Below are 17,665 nucleotides of genomic sequence, written 5' to 3' on the forward strand. Positions count from 1 at the left end.
GCTTGGAAGCACGCTGCAATTCAGTGAGGCCGCTTTCTGAAATTAGGCTTTAGTCCGCTTTCCGCAAAGACGGGATTTTAACGATCAGCCATAAGGTAAAGGCCAGCAGGAGAAGAGCGCCGCCCATTACAATGTTTTGTATTCCTACACCAACGCTGAGAAGCAGTGAAGTCAAACCGTATGAAATAGGTGTAAGTCCCATGGAAGACATAGTCTGAATACTCATCACACGACCGATATATGCTTTGTCGGCATGATTCTGGATCACGGAAATGGCACAAATGTTCGAGATTCCCATGAAGATTCCCATACAGGCGGCGAACACTGCTCCGGTCCAAAATGTAACGGCCATGCTCAACGCGAGAAAGCTGAACGACAGGCCTAACTGGGCCAGTACGCTGATCAAGCCCCTCCGGCGTTTCAAGTTGAGAATGCCCAGCACAATCGAGCTGACCAGCATTCCCCCCGCCAGGCCGGATTGCAGCATGCTGAAATCAAGTGTCTCCCCGTGCAGAACGTGTTTGACGAAAACCGGGATGCCGATGGCAAAGGGGCCGGTAAAAAACAGATTCAAAAACAGCGTCTTCAGCACAAACGCCTTCAATACGGGTGCCTGACGGACGTAGCCGATCCCTTCTTTGACGCTGGTCAGCATCGTAATCCGTTCCGCTTTCGTATCCGGCGATGGGGATTTCCGCACACGGACAAGCAGCGCGAATAGGGCCCCCAGCGCCAGCAGCACGGTAATCAGGCCGAAGATTCCTTCATACCGGAGAGCGACGATGACAAAACCGCTGATCATCGGCCCGAATATCGAGGTGGACTGATTCGTCGTCTGGATAATGGAGTTGGCCCTCGTCAGCCCCTCTTTGGAGACGATGGACGGGACGATCGAACCCGAAGCGGGCCAAAAGAACGCGTCCAATATGCCGAACAGCAGTGCGAAAGCCGTTAGGGCACCCAGTCCGATTCCCCCTCCTTCCACCAGAACCAAAACTAGGACGGCGAGCAGCGCCGATTTGGTTATCGTCGACACGAACATGATCTTCGACGGGCTGATCCGGTCCGCCAGCACGCCTCCGATCGCCATGAACAAGACGCGGGGCAGCGTCCCGATCAGATAAATAACGCCGAGGGAAGCCTCCATGTTCAAGACGTTCACCACGTACCAGGCTTCCGCAAAATAGAACATGTTCAGGGCGAGGCCGGAGAAAATCGTAGACAGCCACAGCATGGCGAACGCCCTTTCCCGGAAGAGCGACGATGCCCGCCGGGGCATCCACTCCTCCTGGATTTGGGCCCCCAAGCTATTCATCTTCCTTCACCCCTTTGAAATACGGCTCGTCGATCTGGAATGCTACCGTCATCAGATAAAAAGTTTCCATCTCCTCCTCCGAAACTTCTTCTTCCGCCATCCGGTTCAGCTCCTGGACCAGCTCGTGATATTTCGCGACCCATTTCTTAAACTTTTCCTTCGAAATGTTCACCTCAGTCTGACTCGCAATGCGGTGCCATTTCCTGTGATCTTCGGAATCCGTCAGGAAGGCGCTCTCCGGGGCCGCCAGGGCACGGCTCTTGGCCCGGTCCAGAGTGGATATCGTCATCAGTCGGCGGCTCTCCCCGTATTCATGGTGGAAGGATAGCAGGTCCGTAGACGGAATAAAGCTTTTCGCCACGGCCTGATACAGCTTCTGAGTCATGTTCCCCTTGCGATTTTCCTCCACCAGCCGAATCAAGCCGTTCTTCTCTAAATCCTGCAGGTGGTAGTGGACTTTCGACCGCGATTCCCCCATCTGCTGGGAAAGCTGCTGCCCCGACCGAGCCTCCTCTACCAGCAGGGATAAGATTTCAATCCGCAGCGGATCGCTCAAAGATTTCAACTGTTCGAGATTCGTTAGCACCATAATATCATTTTTATTTTCCATACATGTCAGCTCCATTTGACTTGTCAGTTTTTATTGACAATAAAAACTTACCAAATAATCTTCTCTCCTGTCAAGGGGAATTCAGGAACAAAAAAAGGCCGCATGGGATACTATGCGTACCTCATGCAGCCTTCTAGAGAGAAGATCCCTCAAAACCCGGATCGGGATAATGCCGGCTTCCGAATTAATTTTTGTGCAGCTTGCCGTGCCAGTTAATGAAATTGTTAACGACTACATTCAGAAACTCAATGGTCGGCTCGTGATGCAAGTTGCCGTCTTTATCGATTTTTTCATGGACAAGGCCTACGTACACTTCATTGCCCGGAAGAAGCACGGAAGAAACCCCCGGCGAGAACAAAATATCCCGAAGATGCTCTTGTGCCCGCACAGTGCCAAGAAGCCCCATCGAAGCGCCCATGATCCAGGACGGTTTGCCGATCATCACTCGGTCTCCGCGCGAAAGCCAGTCGAGGGCATTTTTCAGCACGCCGGGAATCGAGTAGTTGTACTCGGGCGTAACCCAAAGCACGGCGTCGGCGCCTGCGATTTTGCTGCGGAAATCCAGCACCGACTGGTCCGGTGTAAGCTCGATATCCTCGTTGTAGAACGGCAGATCGTTCACTCTGACAATCTCCACGTCGAGCCGATCTTTGAAAGTCTTTTGCACATACTCCGCAAGCTTCAGGTTATATGAGTTTTTGCGGTTGCTTCCGATAACTGCTGCGATTTTCATAAGCAAACCCTCCGATATATTTTTTTAGTTGCTATATCAACTAAAAGGCAAACAGGTGTGCACGGCAGCTTACCGCTTGCGCACATTGTTGCGGACCTTTGTAAGAAGCCTCCTGAGCTCGGCCGTCTCTTCAGCCGTAAAACCCGCCCGCAGATGCTGTTTCATATGGCTGCTGATCTCTTCCACGTTTTTCCGGAGCGCACGCCCCTCATCGGTCAAATACACTTCAATCGAGCGGCGGTCGCCCGCGCTGGGAGTACGCCGGATAAAGCCCTTGTTCTCCAGACTGGCAAGCATCCGCGTAATGCCGGATTTATCTTTGCTCAAGCTTTCCGCGATTTCATTCTGCGACAAGCCTTCCTGCCTCAGCAAAAGCGCGATCACCAGATGCTGTTCGGGAGCAAGCTGCATAGGCGCCAGCAATTTCTTCAAGTAGCTGGTAATCTCCAAATCCGCCATATGGATCATCAAACCGATATGTTCTTCCATGTCCCGTTCCATTTGTTCACCCTGACCATATTAGTTGATATATCAACAATCACAGTTATATTATCTTAAAAGCCGAGGGGATTGTCAAGAGCAGTGAAGTTGCACACAGTGGATTCGGATAAATTGGATAAGTCTAAACTCGACCTTGAAGCTGACGGAAAATTGTCGGACGATGGTTTCTGGGGAACAGAAAATCCGCACACTTAATAGCTTTAATCCCCCAGTGTCGACTTGAAGGAGTGATGTTATTTGAGTAGGGACAACAACATAAAGGATCTGTGGGGGGTCGCGATTTGTAAATTAAGTAACCTTTCATCGGAAATTAGGAGGCTGACTGGGAATGATGTCTTTAAAAAACATGGTACGAGGATTAAAAGATGATTCTACGGCCAAACAACTGATTCAGTTTTGGGAGTATGATGCAAAAACTTTAAAGTTTTGGAGGGCAAGCAGCAATTTCATTTACATGTTTGAGAGAAACGGAGACCGGTATTTCCTAAGATTCATTCATGAAGAGGACAACTCGATTGAGAATATTCAGGCCGAGCTTGATTTTCTGCTGTATCTGATAGCCGAAGGCTATCCTGCCGCGGCTCCAGTCCCTTCTAAATCCGGAAAATGGATCGAAACGATCCATACAGTGGAAGATGGTTGTTATTACGGCGTAGTATTCGAACAAGCAAAGGGAATCCATCTCCCGCTTGATCAAATGACAGATCGCCATGTCGTACAATGGGGAATGTCACTCGCTTCATTGCACATTCTATCCGAAAGGTATCCTTCCAGAGCGAATTCGCGAGGAAGTTGGAATGATGCACTGTCTTTCATATCATCGGTGCTGCAGCGGCATCCCGGTGAGCATGGTGCCCGAAAGGAACTTGAGCAGTTGCGCATACAACTTTCGGCACTTCCTACCGATGCAAAACATATGGGAATAATCCACTATGACTTCGAGACGGACAATATCTTCTATGAGGCGGAGAAGTCCCGGTATCACGTCATCGATTTCGATGACGCGATGATTCATTGGTATGCCATGGATATTGCTTCCGCCATATCTGATCTGGTCCCGCAAGAAGATGATCACGCTAAGCGGAAAATCAAACATTTTCTAACCGGATACCAGTCGGTCAAACCGTTAGAAGAGCGTTACGTACATTTGCTTCCCGTCTTTCATAAATTTGCGGATCTCTACACTATGGCAAGACTTCTCCGGAGCGTTGAGGATGTAGATCTCACTGGTTCACCGGAGTGGGCCGACCGGCTTAAACATAAACTGCTTGGGGTATGTGAGCGGATAGGTGAACGTTGCCACCCGAGCGTCGAACTCAAGCCCGTTGATGAGAATAACTGGTACGAATGCACCGAGCTTGAAGTTACGGATGAGCAGAAGAACGTGTTTCCCGTTCCGGTTGTATATTGGCTGGCAGAGTCCGCTTATTGCGGGTTTACTCCTCTGGCCGTGTATACCGGTGAACAATTAATCGGATTTGCGGTCTACGCCGTCGACCCTGACGATGGGAGCTACTGGATTATGGCCTACATGATCGATCATAAGTTCCAGCATAAAGGCTTGGGACGATCCGGCATGAAGGAACTGGTCCGTTATATCCACGACAAGCATGGCTGCGACAAAATCGTACTCGGACATCGGGCCGAAAACGAACGGGCGTCTCATTTATATGCTTCGTTAGGTTTTGAAGAAGTTTCCCGGGAAGGCATAGAGATTATACGGGAATTGACCCTTTCGTAACTATGATCATTAACGTTCGAGATTTAAGAGCCGCAAGATTTGCGGCTCCTTTTCATTTTCCTCGAGAACCCTAAGGGCTGCGCTTTATCGGACTGCTTAATTTCTTCGGAAATAACGGTTGCGCCAGCAATACAACACCTCGAAAATCGAGAATACGCCAACTACCGCAGCAGCCAAAAGGATTACCGAGATACCGAAAACGGTCATCGTTCCCGTGATTCCTTTATCCTCCAGCAAAAGAACACTGCCGACGACCCAAAAAATGTCGACCACGGCAATGAAAAGCACCACCTATGGAGAAACCATACTCCTGAATGCGGTCCAAACGAGAAATGCGACACCTCTTTGGCAGCACCCTAAGGGGTGGATGGGTTGTGAGTGTATTTGCCTCAAATCAAAGCAGATTAAAGAATTGCCCAATCTCTCTCTGCTTATCCAGAATATATTACAGATATCAATCAAAAGGAGTGGATATTTTGGTACGTATTCTCGATAAAGCTGCCGTTCAGCCGCGCCGCAAATTCAACTTAGCAAACTCATTTACTATCCGACGTTCACCAGCAAGATCTCGTCTTGCAACAATCAAAATTCTAATTCCAAGGAATTCTCAGCCTAATCGGGTAGATTTGGTAGCAACCGTCGGTGTTCGAGGCGTCACTGGCATTGCCCAAATATTATTTAGAATCTTCCGCGACGGGAAAGAAATTTTCAACACACAGCAAGGTATCGAATCTGCTGGTTCTGAGCAAAATTATATAGTTACGTTCCAGGCGGAAGATAGAAATGTAAGAACGGGTACCCATGTTTATACAGTCACAGCAGAAAACCTTACTCCAAATACAAGAGCAGATGTTGTCGGGCCTATATCGTTCAGTGGGCTTGCCGTTAAAACGAGAACATAAAACCCATTTGCATTTTTCAGCACCTGTATAGAGAGACCTGCAAAGGTCTCGATTTGAGGAATGGTGTAGATGAAAAAGTAAAAGCAGCTCATTCCTCATCAGAGGATGGGCTGCTTTGCTCTAGTACGGAAGAGACGGCAACTTAATTTCCGTAGATCTGCAGCTGCTTTCTTCGACCTCTGGTTTGCAAACTGTTGAACGGAAAGCCCGAAAAGGGCTGTAACAGGAAGCAACGATGTTTAGCCTTCTCGCAAAAGGGATTTGAGGGGTTGTGGCATAAAATAGTGGCGACAAACTTCCTTAATTGTTGGGTCTGTTTGAGGCCCACTCGGTGGCTCTTGCCATTAATTCGTTAACAAATGACTCCTTGCCTTCTTGATACTTATATGTGTTGTCCGGGAACTTTTCAGCCAGGCTTATTTTCAATTCACCGTATTTTTTGGCTACTTCAGGATGGGAGAGTAGGTATCCTTTGAAATCCAAATGCTTTTTAATGTTTATATTGTCGGCAGCGTAAGTATGTACGTGATGGGTTCTATTAATGCCGCCCTTTGTAAAATATCTTCTGCCTTCGATCCCTTGCTCCCCCCGGGGAGCATACCCCAGTTTGGCCATTCCATTATTGTTTGAGTCAACTATATTAATATCCCTTACAACAACCAATAGGTCTATAATCGGTTTTGCGTAACCAATATGAGGAACTGATGTGCTTCCAATATGATAGGTATCGAGAATATTATCGCCGAAAATCCGCCTTATTGCCTTTGCTTCTACAGAATACATATCGTCCCATTCTTCAGTCCAAGCAGATATTATCGTTTTTCGCATAAATCCTCCTTTGGATTTGAGTTCTCATTCAGCATGAAACTTGCTTGTTTGTCATGTAATTGCTCTCAACCTCTGTTTTGCAAGCCGCTGAACGCTAAACGCAAAAAAGGCCGCAACAGCCCGCCCCTCGGCAGCCTGTCACAGCCTCTCAACCCGCAGCCGCGGATAATCTCCGCGGCCTATTCCTCATCCCCGACCGCCACCGGGTTATCCGCATAGCTGACCCAGTCGCTCCAGCTTCCCGCGTACAGCTTCACGCCCGGGATGCCGGCTTCCTCCAGCGCGAGCACGTTCGGGCAGGCGGTGACGCCGGAGCCGCAGTACACGATCAGCTCTTCCGCGTTCTCCAGCCCGCGGAATCTCTCCTGCTGCTCCTCGGCGCTCCGCCAGGAGCCTTCCGCGTCGAGCGCGTCCTTCCAGAAGCGGTTCCGCGCGCCCGGGATGTGTCCCGCCACCGGATCGATCGCTTCCTGCTCGCCGCGGTAGCGGGCTCCCTCGCGCGAATCGATCAGGACGGTGTCCTTCGCGCCCAGCTTCGCTTTCACCTCGTCCATGCTCGCCAGCATGTGCCGCTGAACCTTTGGCGAGAAGGTCGCCGGGCTTGCTTGCGGAGCCTCGGCCGTTACGGGGTACCCGGCCGCCTTCCACTGCGAATAGCCGCGGTCAAGCACGTAAACACGCTCATGACCGAGAAAGCGCAGCATCCACCACAGCCTCGAGGCCATCGCTCCGCCCTGGTCGTCATAAGCGACGACCGTCTTGGAGGCGTCGACTCCGATAGCGCTAGCGCGCATGGAGAAAGCGCCGAGGTCCGGCAGAGGATGGCGGCCGCCGTGCTCCCGCTTCTCGCCGGACATGTCTTCCTCCAGATCCACGTAGAAAGCACCGGGGATATGGTCGATGCTGTAGTCCTGGCGGCCGCTCCACGGCTCACCCAGCGCAAAACGGCAGTCCGCGATCAGAAGATCGGGGTCCTGCAGATGTTCGTTAAGCCATTCCAAACTGACAATATTCCGCATTCGAATCAATGTCCTCCCCGCCCTGGCAGGCTGCATAATGAGTTTAAAACCGCAAGGCGGAGCGGGAAGAAACGGCCCTTCTCCGGCGAATCGCGGCCGTCCCGGATATGAAACCGGCCGGGCCGCCTAGTCTCCTACACCGATGACGGGCTTGATGGAGTAAGGGTACCATTCTTCGCGTTCTCCGCCCATTTTCTCATAAAACTTCTGGGCATTCTCATTGGCCTTGGACGTTTCCCAAAGCATGGCCACATAGCCATTATAAGCGGCATACTGGTTGCATGCACGGAACAATTTGGTACCGACGCCTTGAATCCGGCATTTTTCCGTTACGAACAGGTCATTCATAATGACGACTTTGCCCGTGCGGAGCGTACTATATGTAAAATATAAGGTTGCGAAGCCGACTAACTCCCCTTCATATACGGCGACGAATTGCGTACCTGCTTTCTTTTCCATCAAGACATCCAACAGGTTCTCCAGCTTCTCCTCTTCCGGGCGCGGATATTGATAAAAATCGTAAATATAGGTGTTCATCAACCCGCGGAGAGCATCACGGTCGTTCAGCTCCGCCTCGCGTATTTCCACACGGCTCATACACAACCTCCTCTTCTAATCCTTAGTATTCCTTAATTTCCCATTCCTGTCACTTGATTTTTATCGACAAAAAATGTGGGATTTCTTTTTGCCCTTATAGACAAGGTATTTTATAATAGAGATAATAAACGGGGGTAAGTATAAGTTTACCATATGAAACCCTATAAGAAAAATATCTATAGCGGTATATGATTTAGATCTAAATATTTATTTAGAATCTTATGCCCGGTAAAGGAGATGGATCATGCCCGAACAGGGTTATCTTGAGATGGAACAGTCCTTCAGACAGCTCTTGAGGAAAATGTCCAATGAATGGACGAAGTACGTCGATCGCTCTTTTTCCAAATCGCAGTTTCTTATTCTGGAAAAGCTGGTCAAGGAAGGACCCCAGAAAGTATCCAGCCTGGCGGAAGCGCTGTTTATTACGGCGGGAGCTATTACGGGAATGTCGGACAAACTGATTGCCGGGGGTTATGCGGAACGGATACGGACGGAAGAAGACCGTCGCGTCGTGTTCCTGGATGTTACAGACAAGGGCCGCGAGATGGTAAAAGTAATGAGTGAGTATCGGCTCAGCATTATCAAACGCATGATGCAGGGCTTAACCGACGATGACATGACCAATATGTCGCGGATTTTCGCTCACATGATCGACAACCTCGATAGAGGAGAAGGAACGGCAGACTAACTTGCCAATCTCTGCCCCTCCTAAGCGAGCGGTTCCACATCCGAATATTTTACACAAAATAACGGCCTATTCCTTCATGACAATTACCGGGGATAAGGGGCCGTTTTTACTTTTATGCGGGAATTATCATGGAATTCTCCTTCTCCCGCAGCATTCCTTTCCGAAACTGTTTCCAGTCTGTTCAAGGGGAAATTCAAGCCTGTTCTAATACAGAGTTCTGTTCTATAATAGACTCGATCCTATTTTAACCAAAGGCGGACAAAACATGACTCATGCAGCTTCATGGCGCGTGCGCCCTTTTACCGAAAGCGACGGAAAAGCCGTCTGCACCTGGTCTTATCCCGCCCCTTACAACGTGTACAATTGGCCTTCCTGGGATGAACTTTCAGCGAGAGCGGAAGAATTCGCCGATCCCGATATCCGTGAAAGACAGTACGGGGCGGTTGTCGATGAACGGGACGAGCTGTGCGGATTTGTGCAATTTTTCCCACTGACGGGCGTGACCCGCCTCGGACTCGGAATCCGTCCGGATCTGTGCGGGCAGGGGCTCGGGCCTTCCTACGTGGAACACCTGGTAGCCGAAGCGCACAAACGGTATCCCGGCAACGAAATTGACCTGGAAGTACTCGTGCGCAACGAGCGTGCCATAAAAGCTTACATCCGCGCGGGTTTTGCCATCACGGATACGTACGAGCGGATGACGCCGACCGGCATGGCAATGATGCACTGTATGGTTTACGGAGCGGAGCCGGCATAAGCTTGCTTATTCAATTGCGGGTTCAGATAATCTCCCAGGCGGGCTTTTTTTCAACGCGGGTCTGCGCGCACCTCATTATGATAGCGTTTACAATTCTGCGTGCAGGCGCCATCGTCGCCTGCCGGATTAAAAACCGTACATTCGGAAAACGATCTGTAACCGCTCACCGGCAAGGGAGGAGGACAAAGCCTCTTCCCTTGTTTGCGTTCTAACGGGGGCCGGTTTCCGAAAGTCCGCAAGCCGAACTAAACGCCCCTCTTCAGCCGGGAATCCGGAACCCAGGCGTCTTTCTCGTACCCTCGCACTTCCCAGTACCCGATATGCTCGTCACGGATCAGCTCGATGCTTTGAAGCCACTTGACCGATTTGTAAGCGTACATACTCGGGACGATCAGACGGACAGGGCCTCCCAGCCGCTGCGGGATGGGCTTGCCGTCCATAAGCAGCGCGACGAGGACTTCATCCATGGAAGCCTGTTCCAGACTGAGGCAGTCCGTATACACGCCGTCACCGGAGATGAACTTCACAAATCCGGCGCCGGGCTGCACCCCTGCCCGGCGGAGCAGCTCGGACAGCCGGATGCCCTCCCAGGTCACGCTATTCACCGACCAGCCGGTCACGCAGTGAAAGTCGCTGACCTGGACGAGGCGCTCCACCTGCTGCAGCTCCTCCCAGGTGAACCGGAGCGGCTTGTCGACCATCCCCGACACACTGAACGCCCAGTTGTCGGAAGAGAACGCGGGGATTTCCGTTACCGTGTAGATCCGGAAATCTCCTTTTGCCCCGCCGCCGATGGGAGGCGACGAGTCCGCCAAAGGCACGGGGGCGGGAAGCATGCGGTTCGCATCGGCGCGCACCGCCTCTTCCAGCCCTCTCCCGCCGAAGAGATTGCCGCGCGCCCATCGGACGAACGACGGGCCGATCACGGCCGCGAGCACCGCCGCCGCGCCCAGCTTCAGGAAGGTGCCGCGTGTCATGCGCCTTCCCAGCGAGTCGCTCCAGGCGCTCGGCTGTGCCGCCGCTCCGCCCGCATCGCGCGTCTCGTCGCGGAAAACGGCGCCCGTATCCGCGCGGAGAATAGGCTGCGGCGCATCCGCCTGCTGTCGTGCGGCTCCGGCTGCCTCCGCAGGAAGCCTCGACGCGGAAGCGGATGCGTCCCGCTCCGCGCTGCGCTTCTTCACCCAGCGGCTGCGGGTGACGGAGTGGTAGAGCAAATACGGCACGCCCACCCACGTAAAAGCATCGTGGACGAACAGGGCCGTATTGCTCCACACCGGCGGCAGGCTGCGGAACTGCCACAGGATGACGCCGCTGACGATCCAGCCGGCCGTAAACACAAGCACGCCGGCGAGATTGCCCTGCTGCCCGGCTTTTCTGCGCTTGCGCAGCTGCCCCAGATGCTTCGGCAGCAACGGCGCGTACAGCGCCAGCAGCAGGATGGAGAAGACGCCGAGCCAGATGTGCCCCTGCTTCAGCACTACACGCAGAGCCCCGAGGTCGCCGCGGATCCAGCCGATGCTGAGCACGATGCCGGTCAGGGCCAGTGCAAGCGTGACCCAGGCATTCCAGGCGTGCAGCCGGTTCAGCTTTTTGCCGAAACCGACCGACAGCCAGTTGTTTTTACGTTCCATACCGGCCTGCTCCTCCCGCTTTATCGTTAACGCGATTAATCTTTTCTTCTGTGAATGGTTTTCTTCTATTTTAACAAACGGCCGTGCCTTCCCACAAAAAGAGACCGCAAGACAGCGGTCCACTATCTATTATCCGGTCGGAGCCGGAGGCTAAGCTACAGGAAGCACATCATCGTATTTTACCGCCGAAGTAAAATCAAGGTCTGTGAGACCGCCCGCATCATGCGTGCTGAGCTGCATCGTGACTCGTCTGTCGTCCACTTTGATAAAGGGATGATGTTTTAGAGACTCTGCCACATCGGCCACACGGCGGACAAAATCAATGGCCGTTTTGAAATCACGGCATTCATAGGTTTTCTCGATGGTGCGTTCGTCCCGCAAATTCCAGCCGTTCAAACCGGCCAGCTTTACAGCCACCTGATCGTACGAAAGCTTGTTTGCATCAGCCATTGGGTTCCCTCCTTTTCCCTCTATGCAGAAATACCCTCCAGGAAAGGGATTCGAATCTCGATTTGTACACCTTTTCCACGTCCGGTATCCATATGAAACTCCCCGTTCATCAGCAGTACCCTCCCCTGCATCTGATCCAGCCCGATGCCCGCTCCCGAAATAATCCGGTTTTTGCGGTTCGTCTCTTTTAACTGGGGATCGAACCCTACGCCGTCGTCCTCGTAAAACAAACTGATGATGCTGTTCTCCTCCACCAGCCGGATCGTGACATGCTCGGCATGCGAGTGCTTCTTCGCATTATTGAGAAGCTCCTGGATCACCCGGAACAGGTGCTTCTTCCTTTCGACTTCAAGCAGCTCGATCTGCGCCGTACAGTCCGCGATAAATCTAACCTGAAATTCGCTGTAGGAACTTTCCACATCGACCAGCTTGCGGATACTGCCGACCAGTCCCGTCTTTTGCAGCACGTAAGGGTTCAGCTCGAAACAGCTCTGGCGCAAATTTTCGTTAATCAAATCGATATGCGTGAGAATGCCCGACAACTGCCCGTACTCGTCCGTCATCTTGGGAAAACGCTGAAGAATCGGGTACAGCCTTCTTTTGAGCAGAAAAAGATCCTGCATCGTCGTATCATGCAAATCCATCGCAATGCGGATCCGTTCTTTCTCCTGGATGTCGTACATCGTTTTGCGGAGCCATACAAACTCCGGCGTCGCCTCCTCGTTCGGGATGTTAGCCATGAGCTCGTACATTTTCAGCGTCAGCTTGCGGATGAGGTATACGTTCTCCAGGCTTGCGGACAAGTAAGTGACGATCAGATTGATCCAGTGCTGGTCTTCCTGACCGAGATGGGTGTTGGACTTTTTGCCGGTTACAACCAGAAAACTCCGGTATTCTTCATGCCGGTTAATCTCAAAGGCCGTATACTTATCCCCTTTGTAGACCCCATTTTCCATGGAAGTTTTTACGTCTTCCTCATCAATGTCACCCGCCGTAATCACTTGGATGCCGTCCTTTTCAACAAACACGATGGCGCCACCGTGGATTTCAAGCGTATTGACGATATCATTGAGGATGATTTCCTTAAGGGCGTTAAAGTTAGTAACCGATCCGAGAGCTCGGGAAATTTTTTTAAGAGACTGTTGTAAAAAATATTTGCGCGGGAACATGAATTTCTCGAATTTTGTAGTGAAGTATTCCATGGAGTAAGCGAAAACGGAGAAGATAACTAAAACCACTATAAAGGTATAAGAAATTTCCAACCAAGTTATATTTTGACGATATAATATTGAAACTAGGAATACGGTTATCCCAGTTGGAATAAGAGATATTAATATCGTAAATAGTATACGTCTAAGATATAAGTCAATATCATACAATTTTTTCGACAAGATTAAATAGGCAAACGAGCAAGGGAAGAGCAATACAAACCAGCTAGTATAAAAGGAATGAACAAATTCTCTTTGTATAAAAAGCATTGGCAAGAAAGACAAAATAGAAAAAGGCGCAAAACTTACAATAAGTGAATACCAAATAATCCTTATAAGTGATTTTAAACTACGGTTTTCTTTAACATGATTATTAACTTTTGCTAAAAACCAAAAACTTGATATTAAACTTAGCAGGAAAAAAGGAATAATGGTGTAATTATCATATTCATAAACATAATAAGCAATTGGATCTACAAAAAAGTTTAATCTACTTATGGTTCCAAGTCCTATTACCACGTACCAGATCTTTAAAATCTTTTTAGGAAAATCAACAATGTTTCTCTCCTTAAAAAAAACGATAAGGAAGTGTAAAAAGACAGTTGGAACTAATACTATAAACGTTCCAATCAAATTCTTACCCCAAATGTCCCCCCTGTTAGATGCTCCAAGCGACATAAATGTAATCGCAATTGTTAAAAAAACAAAAGCTAGGTAATAGGCTGATTCCAGACGCCGATCACGCCCTCTAAGAAAAACAAATGAAGCAATGAGTAGGCTGATGAGTTCAATTATCAATGAACTAATGTCATGTCGCTGCAAATTAGAATAATTAATTGAAAATACCGCATAGTGTGGAACTCCTTCTCGCAAAAAACCTATCTCTTCAGCTTGTTCTATCTGATGCCACAACACAAATTGCTTATGCTCTTCAATATCTTTACCGTTTATAGTTTTAATTACGTCGCCGACTTTTAAACCAAGCTCATCAGCACGTCCTAACTGCTCTATTTGTTGAATAGTCCATCCTTCTTTAGCAGCAACCAGATGAGCACCCAAGTAAGGATAAGAAGTGAGTTTAAAAAAATGAATCTGGAGGATACAAAAAAGTAGGATAGGTACAAATACCAAAATTTTTCTTATGATATTAAACACTCCTAGTTCTTTAATTAGTCTAGAGCATAAAGATATTTTATAAGGAGGCTTACAAATGGATATCGTTCAGTTGCCTTGGACACTTGAATTAAAATTAGCCGTTAAACAGTTAAAAAAAGGTGGTCCAATACATGATCTTTTAAAACTTACTTCTTTAGAGGAGAAGCTTTTAAGAGATGTTTACGAGGATAAAGAAAAGGAAGTACGTTATTTTTGGTACTAAATTAATAATACCTTTTTTGTATATATCTGTATATAATCTCTAGAAGACTTACCGTTAAAAAATGAATTCCTATTAACTCAAATAAAGCAATAACCCGCTCAAAAGCGGACGAGGAACGTAGACAAACACCCTTGTTTCGGTGGAAACAAGGGTGTTTGCTTTGATTTAGACGGAAGACAACATCCATAAGAAGGACGTTTCGAGCAAGCAAAGGGGGCCGAACGAACAGTTCAGGTAAATACATCCAAAATGTGCTTTTTTAAGGATACACTTTATGGTAGTATAGTCATGGGACTTTAGGTTCATAAGGGGTGATTATATGAAAATCGTTTTTGGGGTTGCAGGTGGAATTATTTTAGCTGTCATCATACTTTCTATATGCTAGAAAGAAGCTTGGTTAAACAGCATTTCATACAGATCAAATATGATCTGGTCATTTTTGTGATGTGCTTTATCCTGTATGGTTGGAATGAACTGTATTTGAAGGAACAAAGCTCCATCATGAACTGGTTTTTTACCGGGTATTATAATGACATTCTTGCCCCCATCATTCTTTTATCTTATTCGAATATCCTAATTCTGATTTTTATGAAGAAGAAAATAACAAATTTTATTGGCCTAAGCCTTTTTGTTATGATCGTTGGACTCTATTGGGAATATATAACTCCCCTATACAAAAATTCGACCTCAGATATCTATGACTTACTGGCTTATTATATAGGATTTCTCATTTATTGGCTCTCCACTAAAGCCGGAGACATAACAAAAGCTTAATCTCTTCTTTTTATTTACATCTGTACATGCTTAAGCATGTAGATCATCTGGATGGTTACTTTTAAGTTTGCTCTTATTAACTGAAAAAATAAACAAACTCTCCCCGTTCTAACGGGAACCCGAGAGTTGTCAGCAATTCGAGAGAAGTCCGCTCCTAAGCGGACTTCTCTTTTTTACGACAAAAAAGCACCCTTTAAAGAAGTATCGGAATCGGCCAATGCCTTTTCCCAACAATGTCTTTAAAGAATGCTTTCTAGTTGCCTATAAACAATAAGTCCCGTGCCTCACATCAAAACTCTCCCGCATAAGCCTCCTGCTCCCGTACATACTGCTGCAGCAGTTCTAGGAAAGGAAGTCCGTAGTTGCGGAACTTCACCTCGCCGACGCCTTTGATTTTCAGCATCTGGGCTTCGGTCGTCGGGCAGCGTTCGCTCATCTCACGAAGCGTGCTGTCGTTGAAAATAATGTACGGCGGCACTTTTTCCTTCGCGGCCATGTCCCGGCGCAGCAGACGCAGCTGCTCGAACAGCATGTTGTCTACGGCCGACTCCAGCGGCTGGCTTGGGGTTACCTTCTGGAACACTTGAACACGTCCCTGCAGAACCTCTACCGCCGGCGCTTGAAGTCTGACGACGGGATACTGCCCTTCGGACAATCCCATATACCCTTCGGCGATAAGCACGTTAATCAGATCGGCGATTTCCTTCTCGGTCCGGTCCTTCATAATACCGTACGTCGGCAGGTTGTCGAATTTGTACTGAAGCACTTTCTTGTTTCTCGATCCTTTCAGAACGCCGGCAACCATCGAAATGCCGAATCGTTCCTGCATACGGCGGACACAGGAGAAGATTTTCTGCGCTTCCACCGTAATATCGACGGTTTCGCGGTCATCCTTGCACGAGCTGCAGTTTCCGCAGGGAACAAGCTCGCCTTCATCCCCGAAATACTGCAAAATATAATTTTGCAGACAGCGCGGCGTGTGGCAGTAGTCGATCATCGTCTGCAGCTTCTTGTACTCGTTGCTCTTGCGGTCCTGGGAATGCTGATTCTGCTCGATCAGGAATTTCTGCGTCAGAATGTCCTGGGCGCTGAACAGCAGCATACATTCGCTGGGATCGCCGTCACGGCCCGCACGGCCCGCTTCCTGGTAATACGCCTCCATGTTTTTCGGCATATTGTAGTGGATCACGTACCGGACGTTGGACTTGTCGATCCCCATACCGAACGCGTTCGTGGCAACCATAACCCGCACGTCATCATAGAGGAAGGCCTCCTGGTTGCGGGCCCGCTCCTCGTCGGATAAACCGGCGTGATAGTGTCCGGCGGCCAGCCCTTTGCGGCGCAGCTGCTCGTACAGCTCGTCCACCTCTTTACGCGTGGCGGCGTAGACGATGCCGGGCTGGTGGGTATGCGCCTTGGCATAGTCGAACACAAAGTCGCGTTTGTTCACGCCCCGCAGTACGGACAGCTCCAGATTGCTCCGGCCGAAGCCCGTTACCACGACCTCCGGGTCGTCGAGTTCCAGCAGCCGGGCGATATCCTGCGTGACCTCCGTGGTCGCCGTAGCGGTAAAAGCCGCAACGAGCGGACGGCTCGGAAGGTCCTGCACGAACGGGGCTATATTGACATAGCTGGGGCGGAAATCATGCCCCCACTGCGAGACGCAGTGCGCCTCATCTATCGCAACGAATGAGATATTCATGGAATGCATCCACTGGCGGAACCAGTCGGATTCAAGCCGCTCCGGCGCGATGTACAGCAGCTTGTACTTGCCCTGCATCGCTTCCCGGATGCGGCGTCCGGCTTCTCCCGCCTCCAGCGTGCTGTTCAGGAAGGTTGCCGGAATTCCGACCGTATGCAGAGCATCGACCTGGTCCTTCATCAGCGAGATGAGAGGCGAGACGACGAGCGTTACGCCTTCCATCATCAGCGCGGGGATCTGATAACAGATCGATTTCCCGCCGCCTGTCGGCATAATGCCGAGCGTATCCCTTCCTTCCAGAAGGGCGCTGATAATGCGTTTCTGCCCTTCCCGGAATTCCGGATATCCGTAATACTGCTGCAGAAGCTCTTGCGCTTTGGCTAGCATGTTAGATTGCACCTCTTGTTTCTTTTCCTTGGCGGCTCCGTTACCGTGCATCAGAACCGCTTTCGTATCCGTTCCTACGCGGACGTCAGCCGTACGATCGTCACAACTTGTTCGTCATGATCGATCTGGATCAGGTGTCTGTCCTTCAAATAGCGCACCTTCGCATCCGCAATCTGGAGCAGCGGCTCTGAACCGAGCCCGTAGAACACGTCGTCGGCCAGCGTACGAAGGCATTCTTGACGGTCTTCCTCGGGAAGCTCCTGCCAGTCCGCCTCGCTCATTTCAAAAAAACCGTAAAACCCGTCCACATGTCCGAGCCCGTTCATCAAATCGCGGATGATGTCTTCGTACTCTCTGCCGAACTTGATCCCCATACGTTTCGAGTGCCTCCCTTAAGTGGAAAAAGCTCCTGCTCCGGAGCCTTGCTCTTGTGTTCCCAGTATA

18 protein-coding genes are annotated in these 17,665 nt (G+C 49.8%); 5 read left to right on the forward strand and 13 right to left on the reverse strand.

Features of this window, described 5'->3' with window-relative positions; all coding sequences use genetic code 11:
* Positions 1-49: 49 nt before the first annotated feature.
* From C4S74_RS24690 to C4S74_RS24705, 4 genes are all read right to left on the reverse strand, one after another.
* The gene (locus C4S74_RS24690) at positions 50-1,315 is read right to left on the reverse strand and encodes an MFS transporter (protein ID WP_103997971.1); all 1,266 of its coding nucleotides are present in this window, start codon (positions 1,313-1,315) and stop codon (positions 50-52) included.
* Positions 1,308-1,925 (reverse strand): helix-turn-helix domain-containing protein, encoded by a 618-nt coding sequence (locus tag C4S74_RS24695; protein ID WP_103997972.1) that lies wholly within the window; start codon positions 1,923-1,925, stop codon positions 1,308-1,310. The genes C4S74_RS24690 and C4S74_RS24695 overlap by 8 nt, the downstream gene beginning before the upstream one ends.
* Before the next feature lie 184 nt (positions 1,926-2,109).
* A complete protein-coding gene (locus tag C4S74_RS24700; RefSeq protein ID WP_103997973.1) occupies positions 2,110-2,658 on the reverse strand; it encodes an NADPH-dependent FMN reductase in 549 nt (182 codons plus the stop codon).
* Positions 2,659-2,727: 69 nt separating this feature from the next.
* Positions 2,728-3,159 carry a MarR family winged helix-turn-helix transcriptional regulator gene (locus C4S74_RS24705; RefSeq protein WP_103997974.1) on the reverse strand — a complete coding sequence of 144 codons (432 nt, stop codon included), beginning with the start codon at positions 3,157-3,159 and terminating at the stop codon, positions 2,728-2,730.
* 328 nt (positions 3,160-3,487) lie between these two features.
* Between C4S74_RS24705 and C4S74_RS24710 the strand changes: the two genes are divergently transcribed.
* On the forward strand, positions 3,488-4,900 hold the full coding sequence (locus tag C4S74_RS24710; protein WP_103997975.1) for a GNAT family N-acetyltransferase: 1,413 nt from the start codon (positions 3,488-3,490) through the stop codon (positions 4,898-4,900).
* A 96-nt stretch (positions 4,901-4,996) separates the two neighbouring features.
* Here the strand turns inward: C4S74_RS24710 and C4S74_RS24715 are convergent, their stop codons facing one another.
* On the reverse strand, positions 4,997-5,173 hold the full coding sequence (locus C4S74_RS24715; RefSeq protein WP_258042606.1) for a hypothetical protein: 177 nt from the start codon (positions 5,171-5,173) through the stop codon (positions 4,997-4,999).
* A 203-nt stretch (positions 5,174-5,376) separates the two neighbouring features.
* On the opposite strand from C4S74_RS24715, the gene C4S74_RS24720 reads away from it, so the two are divergent.
* Positions 5,377-5,802, forward strand: a complete 426-nt coding sequence (locus C4S74_RS24720) for an exosporium protein C (RefSeq protein WP_103997976.1) — start codon at positions 5,377-5,379, stop codon at positions 5,800-5,802.
* 300 nt (positions 5,803-6,102) lie between these two features.
* Here the strand turns inward: C4S74_RS24720 and C4S74_RS24725 are convergent, their stop codons facing one another.
* The 3 genes from C4S74_RS24725 to C4S74_RS24735 form a co-directional block, all read right to left on the reverse strand.
* Positions 6,103-6,630: a GrpB family protein gene (locus tag C4S74_RS24725; protein WP_103997977.1), complete on the reverse strand. Its 528-nt coding sequence runs from the start codon at positions 6,628-6,630 to the stop codon at positions 6,103-6,105.
* Positions 6,631-6,809: 179 nt separating this feature from the next.
* Positions 6,810-7,649, reverse strand: coding sequence for a sulfurtransferase (locus tag C4S74_RS24730; RefSeq protein ID WP_103997978.1), 840 nt, complete (start codon positions 7,647-7,649; stop codon positions 6,810-6,812).
* A gap of 126 nt (positions 7,650-7,775) precedes the next feature.
* A complete protein-coding gene (locus C4S74_RS24735) occupies positions 7,776-8,246 on the reverse strand; it encodes a GNAT family N-acetyltransferase (RefSeq protein ID WP_103997979.1) in 471 nt (156 codons plus the stop codon).
* Between the two features lie 244 nt (positions 8,247-8,490).
* On the opposite strand from C4S74_RS24735, the gene C4S74_RS24740 reads away from it, so the two are divergent.
* Positions 8,491-8,934: a MarR family winged helix-turn-helix transcriptional regulator gene (locus tag C4S74_RS24740; RefSeq protein ID WP_103997980.1), complete on the forward strand. Its 444-nt coding sequence runs from the start codon at positions 8,491-8,493 to the stop codon at positions 8,932-8,934.
* Positions 8,935-9,199: 265 nt separating this feature from the next.
* Entirely contained in the window at positions 9,200-9,691 is a 492-nt protein-coding gene (locus tag C4S74_RS24745) for a GNAT family N-acetyltransferase (protein ID WP_103997981.1), read from the forward strand.
* Positions 9,692-9,936: 245 nt separating this feature from the next.
* Here C4S74_RS24745 and C4S74_RS24750 read toward each other — a convergent pair whose 3' ends face one another.
* The 3 genes from C4S74_RS24750 to C4S74_RS26750 form a co-directional block, all read right to left on the reverse strand.
* Positions 9,937-11,322, reverse strand: a complete 1,386-nt coding sequence (locus C4S74_RS24750; protein ID WP_103997982.1) for a molybdopterin-dependent oxidoreductase — start codon at positions 11,320-11,322, stop codon at positions 9,937-9,939.
* 150 nt (positions 11,323-11,472) lie between these two features.
* Positions 11,473-11,772 carry a 4a-hydroxytetrahydrobiopterin dehydratase gene (locus tag C4S74_RS24755; protein WP_103997983.1) on the reverse strand — a complete coding sequence of 100 codons (300 nt, stop codon included), beginning with the start codon at positions 11,770-11,772 and terminating at the stop codon, positions 11,473-11,475.
* Between the two features lie 20 nt (positions 11,773-11,792).
* Positions 11,793-13,034: a sensor histidine kinase gene (locus tag C4S74_RS26750; protein WP_219819078.1), complete on the reverse strand. Its 1,242-nt coding sequence runs from the start codon at positions 13,032-13,034 to the stop codon at positions 11,793-11,795.
* 1,156 nt (positions 13,035-14,190) lie between these two features.
* Between C4S74_RS26750 and C4S74_RS26755 the strand changes: the two genes are divergently transcribed.
* The gene (locus tag C4S74_RS26755) at positions 14,191-14,358 is read left to right on the forward strand and encodes a hypothetical protein (RefSeq protein WP_181024537.1); all 168 of its coding nucleotides are present in this window, start codon (positions 14,191-14,193) and stop codon (positions 14,356-14,358) included.
* A 1,063-nt stretch (positions 14,359-15,421) separates the two neighbouring features.
* Here C4S74_RS26755 and recQ read toward each other — a convergent pair.
* Entirely contained in the window at positions 15,422-17,221 is a 1,800-nt protein-coding gene (gene recQ / locus C4S74_RS24770) for a DNA helicase RecQ (protein WP_103997986.1), read from the reverse strand.
* 74 nt (positions 17,222-17,295) lie between these two features.
* Positions 17,296-17,595 (reverse strand): hypothetical protein, encoded by a 300-nt coding sequence (locus tag C4S74_RS24775; RefSeq protein WP_103997987.1) that lies wholly within the window; start codon positions 17,593-17,595, stop codon positions 17,296-17,298.
* Positions 17,596-17,665 lie beyond the last annotated feature (70 nt).

This window comes from Paenibacillus sp. UNC499MF, assembly GCF_900107975.1.
Taxonomy (GTDB): Bacteria; Bacillota; Bacilli; order Paenibacillales; family NBRC-103111; genus Paenibacillus_F.